Origin of the sequence: Pseudomonas sp. B14-6 (assembly GCF_013260315.1) — a bacterium.
GTDB lineage: Bacteria > Pseudomonadota > Gammaproteobacteria > Pseudomonadales > Pseudomonadaceae > Aquipseudomonas > Aquipseudomonas mandelii.
In genome coordinates this window covers 5,642,379-5,664,174 of sequence record NZ_CP053929.1, presented here as the reverse complement: position 1 = coordinate 5,664,174, position 21,796 = coordinate 5,642,379, and the positions used below count along the sequence as shown (strand labels likewise).

Below are 21,796 nucleotides of genomic sequence, written 5' to 3'. Positions count from 1 at the left end.
GCCCATTATGCTGAGCAAAAAGATTCGTAACATCCTGGTGTTCGGCTGCATCGCGGCGCTGTTCGCCGCGGTCGGCTACTGGAACATCAGCCCGGAACGCTTCCTCGACAAGCCGGTGGTCACGGTCGATGAAAGCGCAATCGACTATTACGCCCTCAACGCCCACAGCGTTCAGTACCTGCCGGACGGCAAACTGCAATACGAAATGACGTCCGACAAGGTCGAACACCTGAAAGCGAGCGAGGTGACGTTGCTGACCAACCCTGACCTGAACATGTTTCGCGGTACGCAGTTTCCGTGGCACGTCCAGAGTGAGCGCGGCGAAGTCAACCCGGACGGCACTCAGGTCGAGCTGATCGACTCGGTGCGCATCACCCGTTTCGACGAGAAAAACCGCCGAACCCTGATTACCACCACCCGAATGACGGTGTTCCCGCAGCAGCAATATGCGCAGACCGATCAACCCGTTAGAATCGACGGCGCTGGCGGTGTATCGACAGGCAACGGAATGAAAGCGTATTTGAAAGAAAGCAGGATACACCTGCTATCGAACGTAAGAGGACAGTATGAGGCTCGTTAAAACTCTCCCTATTTTGCTCAGTCTGGGCGCAGCACTGGGAAGCGTGAGCGCCTGGGCTCTGCCGAACGATCAAGAGCAGCCTATCCGCATTCAGGCCGACGACGCCCAACTGGACGACAAGAATGGCGTTGCCACCTATAAAGGTGACGTGATCATCACTCAGGGCTCGATGAAGGTCACCGGCAATACCGTGACCATCACCCGTACCCCGGCTGGCGACATCGACGTGGTGACCTCGGTGGGCAACCTCGCCTACTTCGAGCAGATGCAGACGGCCGGCGACACCAAGCCTGTTCAGGGCTGGGGCGTGACCATCCAGTACCACGCCTCGCAAAACCGCGTCGTGCTGATCGACAAGGCAAAAGTCGTCGACAAGGACAACAACGTCACCCAGGGCGAGAAAATCGTCTACGACACCCAGAAAAAGCTTGCGAGCGCCGGGCGTGCTACGGGTAGCAAGGTTACCGAGTCGCGTCCGCGCATCGACATGGTGATCCAGCCCAAGCCGAAAAACGACGCGAAAAAGGCTCCTTAATGGCAACTCTGAAAGCTCAGCATCTGGCCAAGAGCTACAAGAGCCGCCAGGTCGTGCGTGACGTCAGCCTGTCCATCGACAGCGGTCAAATCGTCGGCCTGCTAGGCCCTAACGGCGCCGGCAAGACCACCTGTTTCTACATGATCGTCGGCCTGGTGCAGGCCGATCAGGGTCGCGTGCTGATCGACGACCTGGACGTCAGCCACCAGCCAATGCACGGTCGTGCGAAGGCCGGTATCGGCTATCTTCCGCAAGAAGCGTCGATCTTCCGCAAACTCTCGGTCGCCGATAACATCATGGCCATCCTCGAGACCCGCAAGGAACTCGACAAGGCCGAGCGTCGCAAGGAACTGGAAAGCCTGCTGCAGGAATTCCACATCAGCCACATCCGCGACAACCTAGGCATGAGCCTGTCCGGTGGTGAACGTCGTCGGGTGGAAATCGCCCGGGCACTGGCCACCAACCCGAAATTCATCCTCCTCGACGAACCATTCGCCGGTGTGGACCCTATTTCGGTGGGCGACATCAAGCAGATCATCTACCACCTCAAGGCCAAAGGCATTGGCGTGCTGATCACTGACCACAACGTCCGTGAAACCCTGGATATCTGCGAAACCGCCTACATCGTCAACGATGGTCAACTGATCGCCGAAGGTGACTCCGCCACCATCCTGGCCAACGAACTGGTCAAGGAAGTGTATCTGGGCCATGAATTCCGCCTTTAAGCAGTAAGGTGTCTGGCTGATTGTCCGAGCGCTCGTCTCGATAAAAAATCAATACTTTTTTATTGTTACAGCGCTCTAGGCAAACGCTGCAGTTTCGGGCATATAATTTGCTTATGTTTGGCGCTCCGGCGCCCTGTAGTGGATGGCGCATGTGCGCCGGCGAATAAGGTGTTAAGCCCCTGCCATGAAACCATCGCTAGTCTTGAGAATGGGCCAGCAGCTGACGATGACACCGCAGCTGCAACAGGCCATCCGCCTGCTCCAATTGTCGACCCTGGACCTGCAACAGGAAATCCAGGAGGCCCTGGAGTCCAATCCGATGCTCGAACGCCAGGAAGAAGGCGACGACTTCGATAACGCCGACCCCTTGGCCGACAAAGCCGAACAGCTCCCCAACGCCGACATTTCGGAACCCTCCTACCAGGAAACCGCCCCGACGGTAGATAACCTCGAGGAAGGCGACTGGAACGAGCGCATTCCCAACGAGCTGCCCGTTGATACCGCGTGGGAAGACGTCTACCAGACCAGTGCCAGCAGCTTGCCGAGCAACGATGACGACGAGTGGGATTTCACCACCCGCACATCGGCCGGTGAAAGCCTGCAAAGCCATTTGTTGTGGCAACTGAACCTGGCACCGATGTCCGACACCGATCGTCTGATCGCCGTGACCCTGATCGACTGCATCAACAATCAGGGCTACCTGGACGAAACCCTCGAGGAAATTCTCGAGGCCTTCGATCCGGAACTGGACATCGAACTGGACGAAATCGAAGCCGTCCTGCACCGCATTCAGCAATTCGAACCGGCCGGCATTGGCGCCCGCAACCTGGGCGAATGCCTGCTGCTGCAATTGCGCCAACTGCCTGCCAAGACGCCTTGGCTGGCCGAAGCGAAACGCCTGGTCACCGACTACATCGACCTGCTCGGCAGCCGCGATTACAGCCAGCTGATGCGTCGCATGAAGCTCAAGGAAGATGAACTGCGCCAGGTCATCGAGCTGGTGCAGAGCCTCAACCCGCGCCCGGGCTCGCAGATCGAGTCCAGTGAAGCCGAATATGTTGTCCCTGACGTGATCGTGCGCAAGGACAATGAGCGCTGGCTGGTCGAGCTGAACCAGGAATCGGTGCCACGGCTGCGGGTCAACGCCCAATACGCCGGTTTTGTGCGCCGCGCCGACACCAGCGCCGACAACACCTTCATGCGCAATCAGTTGCAAGAGGCTCGCTGGTTCATCAAGAGCCTGCAAAGCCGCAACGAAACCCTGATGAAAGTAGCCACTCAGATCGTCGAGCATCAGCGCGGCTTTCTTGAATACGGCGACGAAGCGATGAAGCCGCTGGTCCTGCATGACATCGCCGAAGCGGTGGGGATGCACGAGTCGACGATTTCACGGGTCACCACGCAAAAATTCATGCATACCCCTCGGGGCATATATGAACTGAAATACTTTTTCTCCAGCCACGTCAGCACCTCCGAAGGCGGTGAATGCTCGTCCACAGCGATCCGCGCGATCATCAAAAAACTGGTTGCCGCGGAAAATCAGAAAAAGCCGTTGAGTGACAGCAAGATCGCTGGTTTACTGGAGGCACAAGGCATTCAGGTGGCTCGCCGCACCGTCGCCAAGTACCGCGAATCCCTCGGGATCGCGCCTTCGAGCGAACGCAAGCGGTTGATGTAGAGCCACGCCACAGCGTTCCAGTGGCAGGCATTTCTGCCTGCCGCTTTATGCACTGGCAACGAAGGAGAAGCTGTATGCAAGTCAACATCAGTGGACACCAACTGGAAGTGACCGAACCTCTTCGCACCTACATCGGCGAAAAACTCGAACGATTAGAGAGGCATTTCGACAAGATCACCAACGTGCAGGTCACGATGACGGTCGAAAAGCTCAAGCAGAAAATCGAAGCCACGCTGCATATTCCCGGCAATGAAGTGGTCGCAAACGCGGAGCATACCGATATGTACGCGGCGATCGACGCACTGACCGACAAGCTGGATAAACAACTCAAAAAGCATAAGGAAAAGACCCAAAGCCTCCTTCAGGGCGCGACCGGTCGTTAACACTCCCAACCCATGATCCGACTTGAAAGCATCCTGACCCCCGGCCGTTCCCTCGTGAACGTGCCGGGCGGCAGTAAAAAGAAAGCCCTCGAGCAAATTGCCAACCTTATCCACAAAGAAGTGCCGGATCTGGAGATGCAAGATGTCTTCGAGGCTCTGATTGCCCGTGAAAAACTCGGCTCAACCGGTTTTGGCAACGGCATCGCCATTCCCCACTGCCGCCTGAAGGGCTGCACCTCGCCCATCAGCGCCCTGATGCACCTTGATGCACCCATTGATTTCGACGCCATCGACGGCGCCCCGGTCGACCTGCTGTTCGTTCTGCTGGTCCCGGAAGCCGCTACCGATGCGCACCTGGAGTTACTGCGCCAGATCGCCAGCATGCTCGACCGCAAGGAAGTGCGCGAAAAACTGCGCAGCGCCCCGAGCAATGAAGCCTTGTATCAGGTTGTCCTGGACGAGCAAAACGGTCATTAACCATGCGCTTGATCATCGTCAGTGGCCGATCCGGCTCAGGTAAAAGTACCGCACTCGATGTTCTCGAGGACAACGGCTACTACTGCATCGACAACCTGCCCGCCGGATTGCTGCCGGAACTGGCCGAGCGCGCGCTGATTCATACCGAGCTGGCACAACCGCTGGTCGCGGTATCCATCGATGCTCGCAACCTGCCGAGTCACCTGTCACGGTTTCCGGAATTGCTTGAAGAAGTCCGCAGCCGGCATATCAAGTGTGATGTGCTGTACCTGGACGCCGACGAAGAAACGTTGCTCAAACGCTTCTCGGAAACCCGCCGCCGCCACCCGCTGAGCAACGCCAATCGCTCGCTGGCCGAGGCAATTCAGGACGAAAGTGCCCTGCTGGGTCCGATCGCCGATCTGGCGGACCTCAAGGTGAATACCACCAACCTGAACCTATATCAGCTGCGCGATACCATCAAGCTGCGTCTGCTGAACCAGCCGGAAGCGGGCACGGCGTTCCTGGTGGAGTCTTTCGGGTTCAAGCGGGGCATGCCGGTTGATGCAGACCTGGTGTTCGACGTGCGCTGCCTGCCCAACCCTTACTGGAAGCCGGAATTGCGCGACCAATCCGGGCTTGATCAACCGGTGGCCGAATACCTGGCGGCACAACCGGACGTCGAAGAGATGTTCCAGGACATCTCCACGTACCTGCTCAAGTGGTTGCCGCGCTTTGCCGCCAGCAACCGCGCTTATGTCACCATCGCCATTGGCTGCACCGGCGGGCACCACCGCTCCGTCTACCTGACCGAACGTCTGGGCCAGGTCCTGCAACAATCCCTGAAGAACGTCCAGGTTCGCCACCGCGACCTCAGCTAAAGGATTCACATCGCGATGCCTGCTCGGGAAATTGAAATCATCAACAAGCTGGGCCTTCATGCCCGCGCTTCGGCAAAATTCGTTGGCGTTGCGGGTCAGTTCCCGGGTTGCACCATCAGAGTAGGTCGTACGCCAGAATCCGCGGTCGATGGCAAAAGCATCATGGCCATGATGATGCTCGCCGCCGGCAAGGGCACCAAAATCCACCTGAGCACTGAAGGCGAGCAGGAACAGGAAGCGATGGATGCGCTGGTCGCACTGATCAATAACTTCTTCGACGAAGGCGGTTGAACATTCGCCTAAGCGAGCGCCGTATCCATCACCATCATCAAACAAAACCCGATCAACAACCCAAGACTCGCCAGCTTGTCGTGACCATTGCGCCGCGACTCGGGAATCACTTCATGGGTGACCACCAGCAACATCGCCCCCGCCGCCAACGCCAACCCTAACGGCAACAGCAATTCGGCCAGGCTCACCAGCCAGGCGCACAACAGCGCAAAGACCGGCTCCACCAGACCTGATGCCGCACCGATCAGGAAAGCTTTGACCCGCGACATCCCCGCCCCTGCCAGTACCAGCGCAATCACCAACCCTTCCGGCACATCCTGCAACGCAATGCCCATGGCCAGGCTGTCAGCATCCGGCATCCCACCACCGGCCGAAACCCCGACTGCCATGCCTTCGGGGATGTTATGGGCAATGATGGCAAATACAAACAACCAGATCCGTGGCGGGATGACCGGGCGCTCCAGGGCTCCAACGAGCATTTCCGGCGAGGCGCCCGACACTTTACGGTCCACCAGAAACAGCCCGAACGCGCCAAGCATGATGCCGAAGCTGATAAGGCCACTGGCCGCCCAGGGTGTCAGCCCCAGGCTTTCAGCAGCCGAGATCCCCGGAACGATCAGCGAAAACGCCGTCGCCGCGAGCATCACTCCGGCACCAAAACCGAGCAACGTATCGCTGACCGCCTGCGGCATGCGGCGAATCACCAGCACCGGAACCGCACCCAACGCAGTGCCCAGGGCACAAATCGCCCCGCCCTGCAGTGCACGCAGTAGCTTGGGTTCGAGATCGAGCCACGCCAGTCCGTGCGCGACCAACAACGACATGCCCGCCAGCAGCAACAGCGATCCCAACGCGTAACGAAACATTCGTCCGCTGCCAAACGCCAGTGTTTCAGTGCCCATAGTCAGCCTTGGATTGTTTTTATAGAGGACTTAAACCAGCGCAGCCTGATAACGCGTAGCGACTTCAGGCCAATTGATCACGTTGTAGAACGCATTGATGTATTCCGGACGACGGTTCTGATATTGCAGGTAGTAAGCGTGCTCCCACACATCCAGGCCAAGGATCGGCGTATTGCCATTCATCAGCGGGCTGTCCTGGTTGCCGCTACTTTCCACTATCAGGGTCTTTTGCGGCGTGACGCTGAGCCAGGCCCAGCCACTGCCAAAGCGGGTCAGCGCAGCTTTGGTGAAGGCATCCTTGAAACTGTCCAGGCCACCCAGTTGCTCATCAATCGCCTTGGCCAGCGCACCTTCGGGTTTGCCGCCACCGTGAGGCGCCATCACTTCCCAGAACAGCGAATGGTTGGCGTGGCCGCCGCCCTGATTGATCACCGCCGCGCGGAGTTTTTCCGGCAGCTGCCGGACGCTGGCGACCAGTTTTTCCACCGACCACTCGGCAAATTCGGTGCCTTCGACCGCGGCGTTGAGATTATTGATGTAGGTCTGGTGGTGCTTGGTGTAATGGATCTCCATGGTCTGCGCATCGATATGCGGTTCCAGGGCATCGTAAGCGTAAGGCAGGGCAGGCAAGGTAAAAGCCATTTCAATGGACTCCATGGTGTAGAGGCGCAGACGATGCGGTATCGGTGTGCAGCAAACGGTGGGTGCGCGGATATTCGCCGTGGTCGCTGATGAAATTCAGCAGCTCGACATAGGTTTTGCTGCTTTGGCGCTGTGCGGCTTCACGCAGTGCCGGGGCAGGCGCGGGTCCTGCAGGGTTTGCAACAACCGCTGATGGATCGCGCACAAATATTCGGCGCTCTCCTCCGGCTGGTTCAGACGCAAATGCAGATCCGCCAGGTTGTGATGGGAAATCACGCAGGCCGCCACCGCTTCGTCGGCATCCGCCCAGCGCTCGAACAACACCTGGGCCAGGGCAAGTGCCTGCAAGTAAGCCTCGCGGGCATCGACCAATTCGCCCAGCATGAAATGGCGATTGGCCCTTTCGATCGTGCGTTTCCAGTGCTCCATGGTGAGCCTCCAAAGCGGTAGCGGTGATTACACGCCGCCTGCGGTGAGCTTCTCTGGGTTGAGTAATTCTTCCAGTTGGCTGCGCGTCAGGTCGGTGTGCTCCAGGGCGACATCGATCACCGGACGCCCCTGTTGATAGGCCTTCTTGGCGATTTCAGCGGCTTTTTGGTAACCAATGATCGGGTTGAGTGCGGTCACCAGAATCGGGTTGCGCGACAGCGCCTCTTTGATTCGAGATTCGTTGACCTTGAAGCTGGCGATGGCCTTCTCACCCAGCAGATGACTGGAGTTGGCCAGCAATTCGATGCTGCTCAGCAGGTTCTGGGCGATGATCGGCAGCATCACGTTCAGCTCGAAATTGCCTGACTGACCGGCGATGGTGATGACTGTGTCATTGCCGATCACCTGGGCGGCGACCATGGCAGTGGCTTCCGGGATCACCGGGTTGACCTTGCCGGGCATGATCGAAGAGCCCGGCTGCAAGGCTTCAAGTTCGATTTCGCCAAGGCCGGCCAGCGGGCCGGAGTTCATCCAGCGCAGGTCGTTGGCGATTTTCATCAAAGAAACCGCTGTCGCTTTAAGCTGGCCGTAGACCGCCACCGCAGTGTCCTGGGAGCCGATCAGCGCAAACAGATCCTTGCCCGGCGTGAACTGAACGTGGGTCAGCTCGCTCAGCTGTTGGCTGAAACGCGCTGCGAATTGCGGATGTGCATTGATCCCGGTGCCGACCGCCGTACCGCCCTGAGCCAGGGATTGCAGGCTCGGCAGCAAGTCCTGCAAGTGACCGATGTTGGCCTTGAGCTGCTGCGCCCAGCCATTCAGGACCTGACTCATGCGCACCGGCATGGCGTCCATCAAGTGCGTGCGACCGGTTTTGACGTGGTGATGAACCTCTTCAGCCTTTCGCTCGATGACCTGCACCAGACCCACCAGCGCCGGCAGCAGCTGCTCATGCAAGGCAAGTGCAGCGCTGACATGGATGGTGGTCGGGACAATGTCGTTGCTGCTTTGACCGCAGTTCACATGATCATTAGGGTTCACCGGCTCGCCAAGCAAGCGGCTGGCCAGGGTGGCAATCACTTCGTTGGCGTTCATGTTGGAACTGGTGCCGGAACCGGTCTGGAAGATGTCCACCGGGAAGTGCTGCATGAAGTCGCCCTGAAGCAGCCCCAGTGACGAATCGACGATGGCTTTGCCCTGGGATTCGCTGATTTGCTTGAGCTCGACATTGGCACGGGCAGCGGCGGCTTTGGCCAGAATCAGCGACCGGATGAACTGCACTGGCATCGGCTTGCCGCTGATCGGGAAGTTATCCACCGCACGTTGGGTCTGTGCGCCATAGAGGGCGTCCACCGGGACTTGAAGCTCGCCCATGCTGTCGCGCTCAATACGAGTCTGAGGGTCTGTCATCAGAAAATCCTTGCACCAGTTCGTTTAGGGGAATCGAGGGCTGTAACTCGCAGATCGCCAGTTGCCAGGTGTAGCTTTGCCAGCGTTTGAGGCGGCATTTGCACAGAGAGAGGCGTTCGAGTTCGCGCAGCGGGCGCCAGGCTTGGTCGAGGCAGTAAGTCCGCCAGTGCCACGGCAGCGCGACATCGGCGGCGGTGTCGAGCAACAAACGGAAGGACGTCTCGGCGATGGTCCAGGGAGAAGTGGCCGTGCAACACGCCAGATACCGGCCTTCAGCCAGGTAATGTTCGATCAGGCGCGGCTCGTCGGGGTCCATCGCGCAACGGATCTGGCGACTCATCCAGCGCCAGCTTTCGAGGTAAGGCTGCTCGTGCAAGGCAGAACTCATGATCCGGGCTCATTCGGTAATGAGATTTATTATTAGATGATAATGAGAACCAAAACAACCCCGAGAGCACGCACCGAAATCCATTGTGGGAGCGAGCCTGCTCGCGAAGGCGACCGAATATTCAATATCTGTGTCGTCTGACACTCCGCTATCGCGAGCAGGCTCGCTCCCACAGGGAACGGTGCATGGCACATAAAAAAAGCGCGCCACCTGATGGGTGGCGCGCTTTTTTGCTTAGCGGTAAGGGTTTAGCTGCCCGCGACGGTCATCCGCTCGATCAACACCGAACCGGTGCGAATATTACTGCGCAATTCCAGGTCATTACCGACGGCAACGATCTGCTTGAACATGTCGCGCATGTTGCCGGCGATGGTCACTTCCTGGACCGCGAACTGGATTTCGCCGTTCTCGACCCAGTAACCCGCCGCGCCCCGGGAGTAATCGCCGGTGACCATGTTCAGGCCCTGGCCCATCAGCTCGGTGACCAGCAAGCCACGCCCCATGCGGCGCAGCAAGGCGGCTTGGTCTTCATCACCATGGGTGACGAACAGGTTGTGCACGCCACCCGCGTTGGCGGTGCTCGGCATGCCCAACTTGCGCCCGGAGTAAGTGCCGAGGATGTAGGACACCAACTCGCCTTTCTCGACGAACGGTTTGGCGTAAGTCGCCAGACCATCACCGTCGAACGCCGAACTGCCCATGGCGCGCATCAAGTGTGGACGCTCATCGATGGTCAGCCATTCCGGGAACAGTTTCTGACCCAGCGTGCCTTCAAGGAACGACGATTTGCGATACAGGCTGCCGCCGGAAATCGCCGAGAGGAAGCTGCCGAACAAGCCACCGGCCAGTTCCGCGGAAAACAGCACCGGCACTTCACAGGTCGGCACCGGACGCGCGCCCAATCGGCTCGCGGCCCGTTGCGCGGCACGCTGGCCGATGCTCACCGGGTCGGCCAACAAGTTACCCTGACGGTTCACGTCGTACCAGTAATCGCGCTGCATCTGGCCGTCAGCCTCGGCGATCATCACGCAGCTCAGGCTGTGCCGGGTCGACGCATAACCGCCAATAAAACCGTGGCTGTTGCCGTAAACGCGACAGCCTTGATGGGTGCTGAGAGTCGTACCGTCGGCGTTCTTGATCCGACTGTCGGCGGCAAATGCCGCGGCTTCGCAGGTCAGCGCCTGCTCGATGGCCTGCTCCGGGGTGATGTCCCATTCATGGAACAGGTCGAAATCCTGCAGATCCCTGGCCATCAGCGCGGCATCTGCCAGGCCGGAAGCTTCGTCTTCGGAGGTGTGCTTGGCGATGGCCAACGCCGCCGCGACGGTTTCACGAATCGCCTCAGGACCACTGGCCGAGGTGCTGGCCGAGCCTTTGCGCTGACCGACGTACAAGGTGATGCCAAAGCCCTGGTCGCGGTTGAATTCGACGGTTTCGACTTCACGCTGGCGCACCGAGGTGGACAGGCCCTGCTCCAGGGACACGGCCACTTCACAGGCACTGGCCCCCTGACGCTTGGCTTCAGCGATGATCTGCTCGACTTGTTCTTGCAGTGCCGGCAACGCTTGTGGGCCGACGCTTTCAACTGCACTCATGCTGTTCTCCACTCAAATTCTGCTTTCGGCTGGGGCCTTCGAGCGACCGGGCCGGACAAGCGGCCCCCGACTGGTTATCATGGCGGCGTTTCTTTGCGGACGGCCACCATGGTTGATTCTTACGACGACTCCCTCGATACGGGAGAAAAAAGCAAATCCCAGGTTAAACGCGAGCTTCATGCTCTGGTTGACCTCGGCGAGCGCCTTACAACGCTCAAGCCTGACTTGCTGGCAAAACTGCCGTTGACCGACGCTATGCGCCGGGCACTGGCTGATGCGCCCAAGCACACCGCGAATATCGCGCGTAAACGGCACCTTATGTTCATCGGCAAACTGATGCGCGATCAGGACACTGACGCCATTCTGGCGCTGCTCGATCAACTCGATGCCTCCACCCGGCAGTACAACGAACGTTTCCATGGCCTGGAACGCTGGCGCGATCGCTTGATCGCGGGCGACGATGCGGTCCTGGAGAAGTTCGTGCTCGACTACCCGGAGGCTGATCGTCAGCAGTTGCGCTCCCTGATCCGTCAGGCCCAGCACGAACTGGCGACCAACAAGCCACCGGCATCGAGCCGTAAAATCTTCAAGTACATCCGTGAGCTGGACGAGACTCAACGCGGCCTGCGTTAAATCTCGAATCGGGTGAGTCGCCAAGCGGCTCACCCGAAGCTCCATCCTTTTACGATCCTGTGCCACCCACAGTGATCGCATCGATTTTCAGCGTTGGCTGGCCGACACCCACCGGCACCGACTGCCCATCCTTGCCACACGTCCCCACACCGCTGTCCAGCGCCAGATCGTTACCGACCATCGACACCTTGCTCATGGCTTCCGGGCCGTTGCCGATCAACGTCGCGCCTTTGACCGGGGCAGTGATTTTGCCGTCTTCGATCAGGTACGCCTCGCTGGTGGAGAACACGAACTTGCCGCTGGTGATGTCCACCTGCCCGCCGCCGAGGTTGGCGCAATAGATGCCGCGCTTGACCGACTTGATGATTTCTTCCGGGTCGCTTTCGCCGGCCAGCATGTAGGTGTTGGTCATCCGTGGCATCGGCAGATGCGCATAGGACTCACGACGACCGTTGCCGGTGCGGGCCACGCCCATCAGGCGTGCGTTGAGCTTGTCTTGCATGTAACCCTTGAGCACGCCGTTTTCGATCAATGTGGTGCACTCGGTCGGGGTGCCTTCGTCGTCGACGCTCAGGGAACCACGACGACCGGCCAGCGTGCCGTCATCGACAATGGTGCACAACTTGGACGCAACCATCTCGCCCATGCGCCCGCTGTAGGCCGAACTGCCCTTGCGGTTGAAATCACCTTCCAGACCGTGGCCGACCGCTTCGTGCAGCAGCACGCCGGACCAGCCCGAACCCAACACCACCGGCAACGTACCGGCCGGCGCAGGAATGGCTTCAAGGTTGACCAGCGCCTGACGCAGCGCTTCACGGGCGTAGCCCATGGCACGGTCATCGCTGAGGAAATAGCGGTAATCGGTACGACCGCCACCGCCATGACCACCGCGCTCGCGGCGACCGTTTTGCTCGACGATCACGCTGACGTTGAAGCGCACCAGCGGCCGCACATCGGCGGCCAGGCTACCGTCGGTCGAAGCGACAAGAATGCGCTCCCAGACGCCGGCCATGCTTACGGTGACTTGCTGGATACGCGGGTCGAGGGCGCGAGTCGCGACGTCGATGCGCTTGAGCAGTTCGACTTTTTCCGCGCGGCTCATCACTTCCAGCGGGTTGTCCGGCCCGTACAACTGGGCGACGTCAGCCGAGGTGAACGCCTGCACCGTGCCATTCTGCCCGGCGCGAGAGATCGAACGTGCCGCCCGGGCCGCAGCGCCGAGGGCTTCCAGGGTGATGGCATTGCTGTAGGCGAAACCGGTTTTTTCACCCGATTGCGCACGCACGCCCACGCCTTGGTCGAGGTTGAAGCTGCCCTCCTTGACGATCCCGTCTTCCAGCGCCCAGGACTCGGAAATCTGCCCCTGGAAATACAGATCCGCCGCATCGATGCCCGGACCGGCCAGATCGCCGAGCACACCTTGCAGGCTCTCGATCGTTACGCCACCGGGCGCCAGGAGGTGTTCACTGACGGAGGACAACAACTCGCTCATATGTTTACGCCTTAAATTCGTCGTTCCGGGCAGGTCGCTGTGCGCCCTGCGAGAAAAAGCGCCGGTGACTGGACACCGGCATCCGCGTCCTGATGGACACCTGTTCGCTGCTATCGCGTTCGGCCAGCAGCACGGCCTCGCCTTGATCCTGTTGTGCCAGCACGCGTCCCCAAGGGTCGACGATTGCAGCGTGCCCCCAGGTTTCTCGCGGTCCCGGATGCGTCCCACCCTGGGCGGCCGCGAGCACATAACATTGCGTCTCGATGGCCCGCGCGCGAATCAGCACCTCCCAATGTGCTGCGCCGGTCACCGCGGTAAATGCCGACGGTGCGGTAATCAATTGCGCGCCCGCAGCCCGCAATTCGCTGTACAACTCCGGGAAACGCAGGTCGTAACACACTGTCAGGCCGACCCGGCCGACGGGCGTGTCCGCCACCACAATCCCACTGCCATAAGCATAGTCATCGGATTCGCGATAACGCCCGCGATTGTCTGCCACATCCACGTCGAACAGGTGCAGCTTGTCGTAGCGCGCCACCGTTTCGCCCTGATCATTGACCAGCAACGAACAGGCATGCGCCTTGGACGTCGGATGGCCCAACGGCGGCAACGGCAACGTGCCGGCCACTATCCATAACTTGAGGTCACGGGCGGTCTGTTTCAACCACGGCAGGATCGGACCTTCACCCAACGCCTCGGCGCGGCCGATGTCAGCAATGTCGCGACGGCCCATGGCGGCGAAGTTTTCCGGCAGCACCGCCAGCTGCGCGCCACCCGCCGCCGCCTCTTCGAGCAGATGCCGGGCCCGGGCCAGGTTGGCCAGCACATCGCTCTGGCTGACCATTTGAATCACCGCAAAAGACATGGCCTTTTCCTTATCGGGAATCAACACAACCCTGTAGGAGCGAGGCTTGCCCGCGAAGGCATCTTGCCTGACACACTGCGGTGCGTCGATTCGCGGGCAAGCCTCGCTCCTACAAAGATCAGGGGCGTAGCATCAGAACCGAGGACCATGCTACTCCATAGATCTGGAGAGTGGCTTTTCAAAAAGGCTTGTCGAAGGTGATTTTCGGCTCTTTCCATGGGCCTTTGACGGTGTATTTGACGCTGGCGAAACGTGCCACGCGGTCACCGATCAGCTTGTCGATCAGGAACAGCGCACCGCCGATGGCCGGTGCGCCGACAATCAACGCGGCAATCGGCAGGTTGTTGGTCACCGGCAAAGTCACCAGCAGTTTCGCGTCAACCTGGTCGGCCACCAGGTTCAGGGTACCGTTCAGTTCGATGTTGCTCGACGGGCCAGTCAGCAGGATCGGTTCCTGCGTCACATAAACCCCGTTGGTCGCGGCCAGCAGACCTTTGACCCGGTCATAACTCAAGCCTTTGCCGAACAGGTCGGAGAAGTCCAGGCGCAGACGACGACCGATCGAGTTGAAGTTGAGCAGGCCAAACACCCGCAGGGCCTGGGCGCTGCCTTCGACCTCAACGAACTGGCCTTTATTCAACGAAGCATCGAGGGTGCCGGAGAAACGTTTGGTGGCCAGCCACGCCGGTGAACCCGGCCAGCGACCGTCGACATCCATGTGAAACTCTTCACTGGTGACGCTCGGCGCGAAACCCCAGCCTTTGAGCACGTCAGCGAGATTCTTGCCGCTGATCCGTCCTTTGTACCAACTGCTGGAGCTGCCAGGTATGCCCTCCCAGCCGCCACTGCCCTGCAACAAAATACCTTTGAGGCCCAGGTCCAGAGTATTGAGCGCAATACCTTTGGCAGTCGGACGGACTTTCAGATACCAGGCGCCGACGAGGTCCTGCCCCTGGAACAGCTGATTGATGGTGATGTCCAGCGCCGGGATCTTGGTCGGGTCCACCGAGGCCAGTGGATCCGGTGAGTTTTCGTCGGCGAGGACCGTCGGGTCGGGTGCCGGCAACCGCACGGTTTGCAGATTGATCGCAATCGGCGCGCCTTTCGCATCAGGGATGCTCGCGCTGCCCTTGACCTGCTGACTGTCGAGTTGCAAGGCCCACGCAGCCGGTTTGCGGTTCAACTGCACCGAGGCCTGATCGAGCGTCGTGCCGACACCGCTGAGCTTGCCAACCTTGAAGTCTGCACTGCTGAGCAACTGCTTGGCACTGCCGCCCGGATCCTGGCCAGCGTACTTGTCCGCCAGATCCTTCCATGGCCCGACATCCAGTTCCGACAGCACGCCGCGCACTCGCAGCCCTTTGGCGCCGGGCAGCACGGCACTGCCGCCGCCCAGGAACAACTCGCCACGACCGTCGGCAAAATTGCCGGGCGGCGCCGCAAACGTGAAGTCTGCCAGCGCACCATAATTGACCCAGTAGCGGCGTTCCGGCCCTTGCAGGGTCATGCGGAACGTAGTGTCGCGGCCAGCATCGGCAGTCATGCCAAACGGCGCCGGCAAGTCGATCGCCACGCCTTTGAGGCTGGAATTGACCGAGAGCTGGCTGTCAGGGCCATCCAGGCTCAGTTGCAGTTGATACGGGATCAGGCCGGACACCGGCAATGGCTGGGTGACGCTCAACCAGTCAGTGAGCTTCTTGACCTCGACCTGACCGGAGGCCGTCACACGAGTCTTGAGATTGCCCGCGCTGCCATCGGCAAAAATCTGCGCGGTGACCGGTTTATCGAAGGCACGCGCGGTGATGTTCTGTCCGCTCAAGCCCTTGGCGCTGTCGAAGCGGAAATCACCTTTGAGCTGCGTCAACTCCAGGGAAGGCTCGGCCAGCTTCAACCGCGCCTTGCCGGTCTTGAAGTCGACAAGAATCTTCGGCTGCTCGCCTTTGACCAGTGGAATATCCAGCTTCAGCTTGCCTTGCAGATCGCCCTCGCCTTCCCATCCGGCAAAGGTTTCAGCCGTGCCGATTGGCGCGTCCTGGAGAATCTTCAGGCCATCACCCAACCCGCCGGAAAACCCGCCGTCGAGGAACAGGTGAACGCTTTGCCCTTCCGGCGCATGGGGAATATTGACGTAAATGTCTCGAACCTGCGTGTCGAGCAATTGGCCCTTACTGGCCAGAACTCGCACGCCACTGTCTTCCACGAACACATCACCGGTGACCTTGCTGACATGCGGCCAACCCGGCTGAAAGGCCAGTTCGGCATCGTGCACCTTGAAGAACAGGCTGATGCTGCGCGCGGTGTCGGCGGCGCCGTGGTTCAGCGAGCCCTGATACTGGAAGAAGCCCTGGTCCACCGCGCCTTTGAGAATCGCCGTGCGCAACCATTCGTCCAGCGCCGGGCTGAGCATGGTCGGCAGGTACTTGGCGGTGTAGCGACCGTCGCCGTCCACCAGGCCGACCCGCAGGTCCATGTAGTCTTCCTGGGTGTGGTCGAAATGCAGGCGGATCAGGAAGTCGCCGGCAATCTTGCCCTCCTCCCCCAGCACCTTCAGGTACGGCGCGATCAGGGTGAAGCTTTCCTTGTCGAGCTTCCAGGTCAGCCGGGCGTTGGCCTGAATGTATTGCCACGGCTTGGCGAAAATCGGATCCAGGTGCAGGACAAAATCCTTGCTGTCCATCCGCAGTTCGCCCTGACCGAGGTCACCGCTGATGCTGCCGCTGACATTTCGCGCTGCCGGAGCGCCGTGATACGCGTCGAAGCCGACCTGATCGAGGTTGGCAGCAAAGCTGAACTTGCTGTCATCGGTGGCATTGGGACGCAGATCGATCAGCACGTTGCGCAGCCCACCGGTCACCTTGAGTCGCTCGACCGCGGTGGCAACGCCTTCGGGCAGCGGCCCCAAGGCGTTAATCAGCGGCGTGAGCGGAGTGAGGTCGAGGCGGTCGGCCTGCAAGTGCCAAAGTTCTTCAGCCTTGTCGGTGGCGACGGTTTGTCGAAGTTGCAAGCGCGACTCCCAGCGGGTCTCGCCGAAGTTCATGGCCAGAGAATCAAGGGTCACCAGCATGCCTTCGGTGCTGCGCTGAAAATAACCGTTGAGCGCCAGATTGTTGATCTGGATCGGCTTGCGTTCGCCGAAGGCGCCCTTGAGTTGCGGCGCGTTCAAACGAATGGCACCGCTTTGCAGCGCGCCTTTGCCCCAGTTCACCCAAAGCTCGCCGCCGGCCTTGAGCTCGGAGAAGTTCCATTGCCGAGTCAGGCGCTCGGGCAACCATTTCGACCAGTCGCTTTGCGGCAGGCTCAGGTAGGCCTCGGCCTCGCCATCCTTCCACTGGCTGGCGCGGATCCGCGTGTGCACACTCATGGCCACCGGTTGACCATCTGGCAGATTAAGACGGACATCGAGGCGCTGGCGGGAGACGCCGGTTTTCAGATTCAGGCCAACGTAGGTCAGGGTCAGCGGCGAGTGGTCCACAGGTTGCAACGTCACCTGACTGTCGATTACCGATAGCTGCTGGACCATTTGCAGGCGGTTGAGCAGTTGCTCCGGATCAAGCGGCTGGTCCTGTTGCACGGGCAACCCTTCCAGCGCCCACTGACCGTCCGCGCCTTCCTTGAGGCTGATCTTCAGGCCGTTGAGTTCCAGGTGGGCAATGCGCACTTCGCGAGCCAACAGGCTTTCCCAAAGGTCTGGCACCGCTCGCACCTGATCCAGGTGCAGGGCGTTGGCGCCCTCGCCGACCGTCACATCGTGCGCCAGCAAAATCGGCGCGAAGCCGCTCCAGTTACCTTCCAGCTTGCCGATCTGCAGCGGCATGCCCAAGGCGGCGCTGGCTTTGGTTTCGACGTCGGCGCGGTATTCGGCCACCAGAGGCGTCAGCTCCCGGCCGAGGCTGACGTACAACGCCATCAACACCAGGACCAACGCGCACAGGCCAAGACCCCAGCGGGTCAGTGCGGCCAAAATGCGTGTCAGACGTTCCATGTCAGTTGGCTCCCATGGCAAAAATACTGCAAAAAGCTGAGGCCAGCCGTTCTAGTAAGGGTGAAACACAGCGATTCAGAGCAGCACCACGTCGTATTGTTCCTGGGAATACATGGTTTCCACCTGGAAACGAATGGTGCGTCCGATAAATCCTTCAAGCTCAGCGACATTACCCGACTCTTCATCAAGCAAACGGTCGACGACTTTCTGGTTCGCCAATACACGATAGCCTTCCGCTTGATAGGCACGCGCCTCGCGGAGGATTTCGCGGAAAATTTCATAGCAGACCGTTTCCGGCGTCTTGAGCTTGCCGCGGCCCTGACAGCTGCTGCACGGTTCGCACAACACTTGTTCGAGGCTTTCACGGGTGCGCTTGCGCGTCATCTGCACCAGGCCCAACTCGGTGATGCCAATGATGTTGGTCTTGGCGTGATCGCGCTCGAGCTGCTTCTCGAGGGTCCGCAGCACCTGGCGCTGGTGCTCTTCGTCTTCCATGTCGATGAAGTCGATGATGATGATCCCGCCCAGATTGCGCAGGCGCAGCTGGCGGGCAATGGCGGTCGCGGCTTCGAGGTTGGTCTTGAAGATGGTTTCTTCGAGGTTGCGATGGCCGACGAACGCCCCGGTGTTGACGTCGATGGTGCTCATGGCTTCGGCCGGGTCAACCACCAGATAACCGCCAGACTTGAGCGGCACTTTGCGCTCGAGGGCTTTCTGGATTTCGTCTTCGACGCCGTACAGGTCGAAAATCGGCCGCTCGCCCGGATAATGTTCAAGACGATCGGCGATTTCCGGCATCAGTTCGGCGACGAACTGCGTGGTTTTCTGAAAGGTTTCCCGAGAGTCGATGCGGATCTTCTCGATCTTCGGGCTGACCAGGTCGCGCAGCGTACGCAACGCCAGGCCGAGGTCCTCGTAGATCACACTCGGCGCACCGATGGTTTTGATCTGCTCGTTGATCTGATCCCAGAGACGGCGCAGGTAGCGGATGTCCATGAGGATTTCATCGGCACCGGCCCCTTCGGCGGCGGTACGCAGGATAAAACCGCCCGCCTCCTTGATGCCTTCTTTGGCCACGCAATCGGTGACGACTTGCTTGAGGCGTTCGCGCTCGGCTTCGTCTTCGATCTTCAGCGAAATGCCGACGTGGGCCGTGCGCGGCATGTACACCAGATAGCGCGACGGAATCGACAGCTGAGTGGTCAGGCGTGCGCCTTTGGAGCCGATCGGGTCCTTGGTGACCTGGACAACCAGACTCTGGCCTTCGTGAACCAGTGCGCTGATGCTCTCCACCGCCGGGCCTTCGCGCAGGGATATTTCCGAGGCGTGAATGAACGCGGCGCGGTCCAGGCCGATATCGACGAAGGCGGCTTGCATGCCCGGCAATACCCGCACGACCTTGCCTTTATAGATGTTGCCGACGATCCCGCGCTTTTGCGTGCGCTCGACGTGGACCTCTTGCAGGACACCGTTTTCGACCACTGCCACGCGCGATTCCATCGGCGTGATGTTGATCAGAATCTCTTCACTCATGGCAGGGTCTCGTCCAGGCATGTTCACGATAATGGCCGCATCTTGTCAGTACGACGCTCAGCGCGCGTTAAGGGTTTGCCAACAGGGTATGCCGAAATGGCCGAGCAGCTCAGCGGTTTCGCACAGCGGCAGTCCAACCACTGCCGAGTAACTGCCATTGAGCCCGGCGACAAACACCGCGCCCAGTCCTTGAATGCCATAACCACCGGCCTTGTCACGGGGTTCGCCACTGGCCCAGTAGGCCGCCGCTTCATCGTGAGCGATGTTGCGAAAACGCACCAGACTGCGTACTACCCGGGACTCACAACGCTCACCGTCGAGCACCGCAATGGCGGTCAACACTTCGTGTTCCTGACCGGCCAACATCATAAGCATGGCGCACGCATCGGCTTCGTCCACCGGTTTGCCGAGAATTTTCCAGTTGAGCACCACGGCGGTGTCGGCGCCCAGCACGCAAAAATCGGCGTCGGACACGACCGCGCCGCGCCCGGCCTCGGCTTTGCCGCGCGCCAGGCGCTCGACATAGTCCGACGGGGATTCTTGAGTTAAAGGGGTTTCATCGATGTCCGCGCTGATGGCGGAGAACGGCACGCCGATCTGCGTGAGCAGTTCACGCCGACGCGGCGAGCCTGAGGCGAGGTAAAGCACTTTCATCTAGACATCTCCCTGTCGAGGTACTGGCAGATGCCTGACCGAATTAATTGATCTTGTAGCGCCGACGCAAACCGCGCAAACCGTAGCTGATCCACGGCCAGAGTAATGCACTGACCAGTGCTGGCAAGACCAGCGCCAGTGTGGGCTGTCGATTGCCGGTCAAAGCGCTGAGCCATAGTTGAACAAGCTGCGCGAGGCCGAAGATGACCAGGATCACCAGGCTTTGTTGCCACATCGGGAACATGCGCAGGCGCTGTTGCAGCGACAGCACCAGGAAGGTGATCAGGGTCAGGATCAACGCGTTCTGGCCCAGCAACGTGCCGTACAGCACGTCTTCGGCCAGGCCCAGGCACCACGCGGTGACCATGCCGACCTTCTGCGGCAAGTACAACGCCCAGAAGGCCAGCAGCAAGGCCAGCCAGAGCGGACGGAGGATTTCCATGAATTGCGGCAGCGGTGAAACGCTGAGCAGCATGCCAATGGCAAACGTCAGCCAGATCATCCAGTCATTTCGGGATGCGGTTGCACCGACCATTATTCTCGTCCCCCTGTGGAAGCCGGCGCGGAGACAGGCGGTTTGGTGGCAGGCTTCACCGCGGCCGGTTGAGTGGCCGGCGGTTTGGTTGCGGCAGGTTGCGATGCAGGGGGCTTGGCGGCCGCAGGTTTGGCCGGGGGTGCCGCCGGTGCTGGTGCTGCCGGTGTTGCGGCGGGCGTAGCAGCAGGCGCGGGCACCACCACGGTCGCCGGCACAGGTTTAGGCACGGTCGCCGGAATGATCGGCCCGCCGCCGTGCTGGTCCAGCGCTTCTTGCGCCTGGGCAGCATCGTTGGCGCGCTCTTCGGCTGTGCGACCGTCGGTGAACACCAGCAGCAGGTAACGGCTGCGGTTCAACGCCGCGGTCGGCACGGCACGCACGATGGCAAACGGCTGGCCGGAATCGTGGATCACTTCCTTGACCGTCGCAACCGGGTAACCCGCAGGGAATCGCTGACCGAGACCGGAACTGACCAGCAGATCGCCTTCCTTGATATCAGCCGTGTCCGCGACGTGACGCAGTTCCAGGCGCTCCGGGTTGCCGGTGCCGCTGGCAATCGCCCGCAGACCGTTGCGGTTTACCTGCACCGGAATACTGTGGGTAGTGTCGGTCAGCAACAGCACACGGGAGGTATAAGGCATCAATTCGACCACCTGGCCCATCAGGCCGCGGGCATCGAGCACCGGCTGACCGAGGACCACACCGTCACGCTCACCTTTATTGATGATGATGCGATGGGTGAAGGGGTTAGGGTCCATGCCGATCAACTCGGCCACTTCGACCTTCTCGTTGACCAGCGCAGAGGAATTGAGCAACTCGCGCAGCCGAACGTTCTGCTCGGTGAGGGCGGCAAGCTTTTGCATGCGACCCTGCAACAGCAGGTTTTCGGTCTTGAGTTTTTCGTTTTCGGCGACGAGCTCGGTACGGCTGCCGAACTGGCTGGCCACCCCCTGCCATAGCCGCTGCGGCAGGTCCGTGATCCAGTAAGACTGCATCAGTACCAGCGACATTTGGCTACGCACTGGCTTGAGCAGTGTGAAGCGGGCATCGACCACCATCAGCGCGACCGATAGCACGACCAGCACCAACAAGCGCACGCCCAGTGAAGGCCCTTTGGTGAAAAGCGGTTTAATAAGCCGCTCCTCCCAGGCAAATGTTTTGTTTATTCATACGGCAGACCGGCCTGGATACAGACTGACAGAAGGTA

Annotated in this window: 21 protein-coding genes and 1 pseudogene; 9 read left to right on the top strand and 13 right to left on the bottom strand. The window is 60.2% G+C overall.

Translation table 11 applies throughout. From position 1 onward, the window contains the following. Nucleotides 1–7 precede the first annotated feature (7 nt). The 8 genes from lptC to HP062_RS25755 all read left to right on the top strand — a co-directional run bounded on the left by lptC (nt 8) and on the right by HP062_RS25755 (nt 5,529). Nucleotides 8–580, top strand: a complete 573-nt coding sequence (gene lptC, locus HP062_RS25790; protein WP_010463318.1) for an LPS export ABC transporter periplasmic protein LptC — start codon at nt 8–10, stop codon at nt 578–580. Next, nucleotides 567–1,115, top strand: a complete 549-nt coding sequence (lptA, locus tag HP062_RS25785; RefSeq protein WP_042932376.1) for a lipopolysaccharide transport periplasmic protein LptA — start codon at nt 567–569, stop codon at nt 1,113–1,115. Before lptC ends, lptA begins: the two co-directional genes overlap by 14 nt. Beyond that, complete coding sequence (gene lptB, locus HP062_RS25780; protein WP_010463322.1) at nt 1,115–1,840, top strand: LPS export ABC transporter ATP-binding protein; 726 nt, start codon at nt 1,115–1,117, stop codon at nt 1,838–1,840. The genes lptA and lptB overlap by 1 nt, the downstream gene beginning before the upstream one ends. 184 nt (nt 1,841–2,024) lie before the next feature. Further along, nucleotides 2,025–3,518, top strand: coding sequence for an RNA polymerase factor sigma-54 (locus tag HP062_RS25775; RefSeq protein ID WP_010463324.1), 1,494 nt, complete (start codon nt 2,025–2,027; stop codon nt 3,516–3,518). A gap of 74 nt (nt 3,519–3,592) precedes the next feature. Next, nucleotides 3,593–3,901, top strand: a complete 309-nt coding sequence (gene hpf / locus HP062_RS25770; protein WP_007941242.1) for a ribosome hibernation-promoting factor, HPF/YfiA family — start codon at nt 3,593–3,595, stop codon at nt 3,899–3,901. Between the two features lie 12 nt (nt 3,902–3,913). Beyond that, nucleotides 3,914–4,378, top strand: coding sequence for a PTS IIA-like nitrogen regulatory protein PtsN (gene ptsN, locus HP062_RS25765; RefSeq protein ID WP_056742951.1), 465 nt, complete (start codon nt 3,914–3,916; stop codon nt 4,376–4,378). A gap of 2 nt (nt 4,379–4,380) precedes the next feature. Further along, entirely contained in the window at nt 4,381–5,238 is an 858-nt protein-coding gene (rapZ, locus tag HP062_RS25760) for an RNase adapter RapZ (RefSeq protein ID WP_010463332.1), read from the top strand. A gap of 15 nt (nt 5,239–5,253) precedes the next feature. Continuing rightward, entirely contained in the window at nt 5,254–5,529 is a 276-nt protein-coding gene (locus tag HP062_RS25755) for an HPr family phosphocarrier protein (RefSeq protein WP_010463334.1), read from the top strand. A gap of 8 nt (nt 5,530–5,537) precedes the next feature. Here the strand turns inward: HP062_RS25755 and HP062_RS25750 are convergent, their stop codons facing one another. The 6 genes and pseudogenes from HP062_RS25750 to pmbA form a co-directional block, all read right to left on the bottom strand. Then, nucleotides 5,538–6,431: a ZIP family metal transporter gene (locus tag HP062_RS25750; RefSeq protein ID WP_010463335.1), complete on the bottom strand. Its 894-nt coding sequence runs from the start codon at nt 6,429–6,431 to the stop codon at nt 5,538–5,540. Nucleotides 6,432–6,461: 30 nt separating this feature from the next. Continuing rightward, on the bottom strand, nt 6,462–7,073 hold the full coding sequence (locus HP062_RS25745; RefSeq protein WP_083375016.1) for a superoxide dismutase: 612 nt from the start codon (nt 7,071–7,073) through the stop codon (nt 6,462–6,464). A gap of 1 nt (nt 7,074) precedes the next feature. Beyond that, a pseudogene (locus HP062_RS25740) lies at nt 7,075–7,502 on the bottom strand (hypothetical protein). A gap of 27 nt (nt 7,503–7,529) precedes the next feature. Then, on the bottom strand, nt 7,530–8,912 hold the full coding sequence (locus HP062_RS25735; RefSeq protein ID WP_172792269.1) for an aspartate ammonia-lyase: 1,383 nt from the start codon (nt 8,910–8,912) through the stop codon (nt 7,530–7,532). After that, entirely contained in the window at nt 8,887–9,300 is a 414-nt protein-coding gene (locus HP062_RS25730) for a FagA protein (RefSeq protein WP_077747419.1), read from the bottom strand. Before HP062_RS25730 ends, HP062_RS25735 begins: the two co-directional genes overlap by 26 nt. A 248-nt stretch (nt 9,301–9,548) precedes the next feature. After that, a complete protein-coding gene (pmbA, locus tag HP062_RS25725; RefSeq protein WP_010463346.1) occupies nt 9,549–10,895 on the bottom strand; it encodes a metalloprotease PmbA in 1,347 nt (448 codons plus the stop codon). Between the two features lie 108 nt (nt 10,896–11,003). Here pmbA and yjgA point away from each other — a divergent pair, with 108 nt between their 5' ends. Continuing rightward, on the top strand, nt 11,004–11,528 hold the full coding sequence (yjgA, locus tag HP062_RS25720; protein WP_010463348.1) for a ribosome biogenesis factor YjgA: 525 nt from the start codon (nt 11,004–11,006) through the stop codon (nt 11,526–11,528). Between the two features lie 49 nt (nt 11,529–11,577). On the opposite strand, the gene tldD is transcribed toward yjgA, so the two are convergent. From tldD to mreC, 7 genes are all read right to left on the bottom strand, one after another. Beyond that, nucleotides 11,578–13,020 (bottom strand): metalloprotease TldD, encoded by a 1,443-nt coding sequence (gene tldD / locus HP062_RS25715; RefSeq protein WP_154503114.1) that lies wholly within the window; start codon nt 13,018–13,020, stop codon nt 11,578–11,580. Between the two features lie 4 nt (nt 13,021–13,024). Continuing rightward, complete coding sequence (locus tag HP062_RS25710) at nt 13,025–13,885, bottom strand: carbon-nitrogen hydrolase family protein (RefSeq protein ID WP_172792268.1); 861 nt, start codon at nt 13,883–13,885, stop codon at nt 13,025–13,027. Nucleotides 13,886–14,063: 178 nt separating this feature from the next. Beyond that, complete coding sequence (locus tag HP062_RS25705) at nt 14,064–17,867, bottom strand: YhdP family protein (RefSeq protein ID WP_172792267.1); 3,804 nt, start codon at nt 17,865–17,867, stop codon at nt 14,064–14,066. Between the two features lie 75 nt (nt 17,868–17,942). Continuing rightward, on the bottom strand, nt 17,943–19,400 hold the full coding sequence (rng, locus tag HP062_RS25700) for a ribonuclease G (RefSeq protein ID WP_010463355.1): 1,458 nt from the start codon (nt 19,398–19,400) through the stop codon (nt 17,943–17,945). Nucleotides 19,401–19,457: 57 nt separating this feature from the next. Further along, entirely contained in the window at nt 19,458–20,054 is a 597-nt protein-coding gene (locus HP062_RS25695) for a nucleoside triphosphate pyrophosphatase (protein WP_172792266.1), read from the bottom strand. Nucleotides 20,055–20,097: 43 nt separating this feature from the next. Beyond that, nucleotides 20,098–20,589, bottom strand: coding sequence for a rod shape-determining protein MreD (mreD, locus tag HP062_RS25690; RefSeq protein ID WP_010463359.1), 492 nt, complete (start codon nt 20,587–20,589; stop codon nt 20,098–20,100). After that, entirely contained in the window at nt 20,589–21,674 is a 1,086-nt protein-coding gene (mreC, locus tag HP062_RS25685; protein ID WP_372242829.1) for a rod shape-determining protein MreC, read from the bottom strand. The genes mreD and mreC overlap by 1 nt, the downstream gene beginning before the upstream one ends. Nucleotides 21,675–21,796 lie beyond the last annotated feature (122 nt).

Bases quoted from the DNA above. Each gene is read 5' to 3' on its own strand.
- lptC (WP_010463318.1), top strand. From the start codon at position 8: ATGCTGAGCAAAAAGATTCGTAACATCCTGGTGTTCGGCTGCATCGCG.
- lptA (WP_042932376.1), top strand. From the start codon at position 567: ATGAGGCTCGTTAAAACTCTCCCTATTTTGCTCAGTCTGGGCGCAGCA.
- lptB (WP_010463322.1), top strand. From the start codon at position 1,115: ATGGCAACTCTGAAAGCTCAGCATCTGGCCAAGAGCTACAAGAGCCGC.
- HP062_RS25775 (WP_010463324.1), top strand. From the start codon at position 2,025: ATGAAACCATCGCTAGTCTTGAGAATGGGCCAGCAGCTGACGATGACA.
- hpf (WP_007941242.1), top strand. From the start codon at position 3,593: ATGCAAGTCAACATCAGTGGACACCAACTGGAAGTGACCGAACCTCTT.
- ptsN (WP_056742951.1), top strand. From the start codon at position 3,914: ATGATCCGACTTGAAAGCATCCTGACCCCCGGCCGTTCCCTCGTGAAC.
- rapZ (WP_010463332.1), top strand. From the start codon at position 4,381: ATGCGCTTGATCATCGTCAGTGGCCGATCCGGCTCAGGTAAAAGTACC.
- HP062_RS25755 (WP_010463334.1), top strand. From the start codon at position 5,254: ATGCCTGCTCGGGAAATTGAAATCATCAACAAGCTGGGCCTTCATGCC.
- HP062_RS25750 (WP_010463335.1), bottom strand. From the start codon at position 6,431: ATGGGCACTGAAACACTGGCGTTTGGCAGCGGACGAATGTTTCGTTAC.
- HP062_RS25745 (WP_083375016.1), bottom strand. From the start codon at position 7,073: ATGGCTTTTACCTTGCCTGCCCTGCCTTACGCTTACGATGCCCTGGAA.
- HP062_RS25735 (WP_172792269.1), bottom strand. From the start codon at position 8,912: ATGACAGACCCTCAGACTCGTATTGAGCGCGACAGCATGGGCGAGCTT.
- HP062_RS25730 (WP_077747419.1), bottom strand. From the start codon at position 9,300: ATGAGTTCTGCCTTGCACGAGCAGCCTTACCTCGAAAGCTGGCGCTGG.
- pmbA (WP_010463346.1), bottom strand. From the start codon at position 10,895: ATGAGTGCAGTTGAAAGCGTCGGCCCACAAGCGTTGCCGGCACTGCAA.
- yjgA (WP_010463348.1), top strand. From the start codon at position 11,004: ATGGTTGATTCTTACGACGACTCCCTCGATACGGGAGAAAAAAGCAAA.
- tldD (WP_154503114.1), bottom strand. From the start codon at position 13,020: ATGAGCGAGTTGTTGTCCTCCGTCAGTGAACACCTCCTGGCGCCCGGT.
- HP062_RS25710 (WP_172792268.1), bottom strand. From the start codon at position 13,885: ATGTCTTTTGCGGTGATTCAAATGGTCAGCCAGAGCGATGTGCTGGCC.
- HP062_RS25705 (WP_172792267.1), bottom strand. From the start codon at position 17,867: ATGGAACGTCTGACACGCATTTTGGCCGCACTGACCCGCTGGGGTCTT.
- rng (WP_010463355.1), bottom strand. From the start codon at position 19,400: ATGAGTGAAGAGATTCTGATCAACATCACGCCGATGGAATCGCGCGTG.
- HP062_RS25695 (WP_172792266.1), bottom strand. From the start codon at position 20,054: ATGAAAGTGCTTTACCTCGCCTCAGGCTCGCCGCGTCGGCGTGAACTG.
- mreD (WP_010463359.1), bottom strand. From the start codon at position 20,589: ATGGTCGGTGCAACCGCATCCCGAAATGACTGGATGATCTGGCTGACG.